The organism is Methylobacterium tarhaniae, assembly GCF_001043955.1.
Lineage (GTDB): Bacteria > Pseudomonadota > Alphaproteobacteria > Rhizobiales > Beijerinckiaceae > Methylobacterium > Methylobacterium tarhaniae.
Map to the genome: position 1 here is coordinate 1 of NZ_LABZ01000268.1, position 1,077 is coordinate 1,077.

Here is a 1,077-nt window from a genome sequence, read left to right on the forward strand (position 1 = left end):
CCCCCCCCGCCGCACCGTCGCGACCCCGGCCTCGTGCCCGACACCCCGGGGCAGGCCGCGGGCCTCGGCCCAGCGGCCGTTACCGTCCATGATGAGGCCGACATGAATTGTCGCTTCCTGAACTGAAGTGCTTTGCATGGCAAAGTCTCCGGGCAAAAAAGGGGAAAGGTCAGGCGGGGCGGGGCTCGGGGTCGCCCTCACCCTGGCGGGCGGCCTCGGCGGCGTCGCGGACCACCTGCTCCAGCACGGCGAGATACGCGACGAAACGCTGCCGCCCGGCTTGGGTGAGACGGCATGTGGTCAGCGGGCGGCGCCCCTCGTAGCCCTTGCGGATCTCGACCAGCCCGGCCTCCTCCAGCACCTGGAGGTGGCGGCTGAGATTGCCGTCGGTCAGGCCGCAGAGCTGCTTGAGGTCGGAGAAGGCCAGGGGCTTCGGGTGGGAGGCGAGCGAGGTGAGCAGGCTGAGGCGCGCCCGCTCGTGCATCACCCGGTCGAGCCCGTCATAGGCGAAAGGGGCCGGCTCAGGCATGGTCGCCTCCCGGTGCGAGGTGGAGGATGAGGGCGAGCAGGCCCTGGCCGATCGCGAAGGGCAGGCCCATGGTCCAGGGCGACAGCGCGTGCCCCTCGGCCGAGGCCGCGATGACGCCGAGGCCGGCGACGAGGTACCAGCCCGCCGCCCAGGCCACCGGCCGCGGCAGGGCGCGCAAGGAAGCGAACAGCCCGAGGCCGACCAGCATCTGCCACAGGCCCGGCAGAAGCCAGAGGGAATCCGGCGCGAGGCGCGCCAGGACCAGGAGCAGCAGCGCCCCGGCGGCGCCGGCGGGCAGGAAGGCCTCGACGGCGTTGAGGACCATCGCGTCGGCGAGGCCCGAATGGTGCCGGCGGCTGCGCGCCCGCATCTCGGCCCCGATCAGCCCCACCGAGAGGAAGGCGGTGGCGATCCAGCCGGCGAGGAAGGTGAGGGGCTCGGCCGTCGGATCGTCGAGGAGGAAGGCTTGCAGGCCCGCGGTGCCGAGCGCCAGGACGCCGGTGAGGGCGAGGGCGGAGGGGCCGTAGCCCTGGAAGGCGGTGCCGGCG

Annotated in this window: 3 protein-coding genes; all 3 read right to left on the reverse strand. The window is 73.4% G+C overall.

Features of this window, described 5'->3' with window-relative positions:
- Positions 1-138: undecaprenyl diphosphate synthase family protein (locus VQ03_RS28260; protein ID WP_048454250.1), on the reverse strand; the 138-nt coding region annotated here is incomplete at its 3' end.
- Between the two features lie 31 nt (positions 139-169).
- Positions 170-529, reverse strand: coding sequence for a winged helix-turn-helix domain-containing protein (locus VQ03_RS28265; protein WP_048454251.1), 360 nt, complete (start codon positions 527-529; stop codon positions 170-172).
- Positions 522-1,077: hypothetical protein (locus VQ03_RS34055; RefSeq protein ID WP_048454252.1), on the reverse strand; the 556-nt coding region annotated here is incomplete at its 5' end. The genes VQ03_RS28265 and VQ03_RS34055, both read right to left, overlap by 8 nt.

Excerpts from the sequence above, each read along its gene's own strand:
- VQ03_RS28265 (WP_048454251.1), bottom strand. The coding sequence starts at position 529 with ATGCCTGAGCCGGCCCCTTTCGCCTATGACGGGCTCGACCGGGTGATG.